The following is a 3,147-nucleotide window of genomic DNA, read 5'->3' as shown; positions in this document are numbered from 1 at the left end:
TTGAGAAAAAGTACAATAAACTGATTGGAAAAATACGAGTTGTGATCGAACACATCAATAGTCAATTGAAAACATTTAGAATATTAAGTGAACGCTATCGAAATAGACGGAAAAGATTCGGTTTACGTATTAACTTAATTGCTGCACTGGTAAACCGAATAAACTTGCAATAACCACTTTCGCAAGAGATCTAATGATTGAAAATTATGTTTGATTTAATTGAAGCGACTAAGCAAAGAAACAATATTTTTGTCCTTAAATAGAAAGTTTAGGTTGCTATACTCATTTTAGCTCACTTCATTCTCTATTTTGTGTTTATAAAAACTACATAGTAAGTTTAGTTTTTATTAATAATTTATGCAATAAGCTTATGTTTTGAGGCGTACTAGACATTTTTTTATAAAAAAATGAAAAAAATGTCTTTTATTAATTTTTTTAAAAATCAGTATGTTAAGTTTTTTAGCTGCATTATATTATTTTATATTTCATATTTTTAAATAGAGTTTTAAAAATCTTAGTTATTAAAAGATATTAATTTTTTTATAAAAAAAATATTTAAATTTATCCTAAATAATTTCATTAATCACATTTTTAACAGTGGTTTACATAAATGTATGTTTATTGTTCAATCTCTAGGAATAATAATCCTAAAAGAGATCATAACAATGACAGCCAATATTCAAGTCTATAACCTCGCCACTCGTGAAAAACTTCAAGACCTAAGCAATACGAGTATCGTTGATCTGAGTACCTCCTCTGTTGTTAAGGTAGATTTATATAAAGAAGACATCAAACAATATGTTCGTGAAGGCAATAATTTAGTCTTAGTATTAAATTCTGGGGAAAAAATCCTTATTGAAGATTTTTTTGTTCAATTTAATGATCAGCCACAATCACAACTGGTTTTGTTGGATGAAGAATGTGGCTTTTTGTGGTTTGACTACAATAACGGCGCAGTGTATTTCAAAGATATTACTGGTTTAGAGCAAATTGTATTTGGTAAAAGTGCCAACTTTTGGCCATGGATTCTAGGTGGCTTACTTTTAGGTGGTATCGCAGCTTTAGTCGATGATGATGATGATAAGCCAAAGCCAAATCTTACTACAGTCACGGGTAATCGCGGTGAAGGGCTAGAAGATGGTGATGTTGTTACGGGTAAATTGGTCGCAACTGATAAAGATGGTGTAAGTAATCCTAATTTTACGATTGTTGCACAGCCAGAAAATGGTATAGCAACCATTGATCCAGAGACGGGTGAATGGACCTTCATTCCAAATGATGACTGGAATGGCACTGAGACATTTAAAGTTACAGTCACTGATGACAAAGGCGTAACAACTGAATTTGAAGTTACAGCTGTTGTTGAACCAGAGCAAGATGCTTTTGATGATACAGAGACAACTATGTTAGGTGTTCCTGTTGTGATTGATGCATTGGAAAACGATGGTTTTGAAGCAACAGATGCTAAAATTACTTCAGTTAGCCAACCTGCTCATGGTCAAGTGGTCATTAATCCAGATGGTACTTTAACTTACACGCCAAATGCAGGTTATACAGGTCCTGATAGCTTCACTTATACAGTCACTTCAGCCACAGGTATACCTGAGACTGCCACAGTTAATATTACTGTGCAGCCATTTGCACCACCGTTAGCCACAGACAACAACTTGACTGTAGATGAAGAAAGTACAGCTACACCACTTAGCGTTACAGTCAGTGATTCAGATAGTCCGGACAGTGAGTTAACGATTACCGTTACTAAGATTCCAGAACTGGGTGAAGTAAAAAAAGCAGATGGTACAGTAGTAAAAATTGGTGACCAGCTGACTGTGTCTGAACTTGAGGCGCTTGTATATGATGCACCGAAAGACTATTTAGCTGGGCAAAATGTTGGTGTTTTTGAATACACTGTAAAAGATCAGCAAGGTGGTGAAGATACCGGTACAGTCAACATTGGTGTTAACCCAATTAACGATCCACCAGTCGCAGAAGATGACAGTAAAGTCACGCCTGAAGACACCCCTGTTACAGGTAAAGTCCCAGCAACAGATCCAGATGAAGACCCTCTGAGTTATGAAGTAACCGACCAGCCAACTCACGGTAAAGTTGAAATTAATCCAGAGACTGGCGAATATACCTATACGCCCAACCCTGACTACAATGGTCCAGATGAGTTTACTGTCGTTGTAACTGATCCAAATGGCGAAACCAGTACTTCAGTGATCACTATTGATGTAACTCCTGTGAATGATCCGCCAGTGGCTGAAGATGTCACTGCAACAGGCGATGAAGATACCACCATTCCAGTGGTACTCGACTACAGCGATGTAGACGGTACAGTTGAGAGCATTACAGTCACGACTTTACCTGAAAACGGTACCTTATACCTTGATGAAGCTGGTACGACTCCTGTGGTTGCAGGTACACCATTTGATGCACAAGAGACCGTGTACTTTGTACCAAACGAAAACTGGAACGGCGAAACCACATTTGACTATGTAGCAACTGATAATGAAGGCTTAGAGTCAGACCCTGCCACTGCTACGATTACCATTGCCGATGTCAACGATCCACCAGTGGCTGAAGATGTCACTGCAACAGGCGATGAAGATACCACCATTGCAGTGGTACTCGAGTACAGCGATGTAGACGGTACAGTTGAGAGCATTACAGTCACGACTTTACCTGAAAACGGTACCTTATACCTTGATGAAGCTGGCATGATTCCTGTGGTTGCAGGTACACCATTTGATGCACAAGAGACCGTGTACTTTGTACCAAACGAAAACTGGAACGGCGAAACCACATTTGACTACGTGGCAACTGATAATGAAGGCTTAGAATCAGACCCTGCTACTGCAACGATTACCATTGCCGATGTCAATGATCCGCCAGTGGCTGAAGATGTCACTGCAACAGGCGATGAAGATACCATCATTCCAGTGGTACTCGACTACAGCGATGTAGACGGTACAGTTGAGAGTATTACAGTCACGACTTTACCTGAAAACGGTACCTTGTACCTTGATGAAGCTGGCATGATTCCTGTGGTTGCAGGTACACCATTTGATGCACAAGAGACCGTGTACTTTGTACCAAACGAAAACTGGAACGGCGAAACCACATTTGACTACGTGGCAACTGATA

General features: G+C 38.8%; 2 protein-coding genes. Both read left to right on the top strand.

Going from position 1 to position 3,147, the window contains the following annotated elements; all coding sequences use genetic code 11:
- Positions 1-173, top strand: a 173-nt coding sequence (locus AC5YCI_RS14325; protein ID WP_164709160.1) for a transposase family protein, incomplete at its 5' end; no start/stop codon positions are given.
- A gap of 492 nt (positions 174-665) precedes the next feature.
- The coding region (locus tag AC5YCI_RS14320) for an Ig-like domain-containing protein (RefSeq protein WP_496175756.1) at positions 666-3,147 on the top strand (2,482 nt) is incomplete at its 3' end.

The sequence above is a fragment of the Acinetobacter sp. CY17 genome (assembly GCF_059515825.1).
Note: the sequence above shows the minus strand (reverse complement) of the source record. Positions and strands in the feature narration are given on the sequence as shown.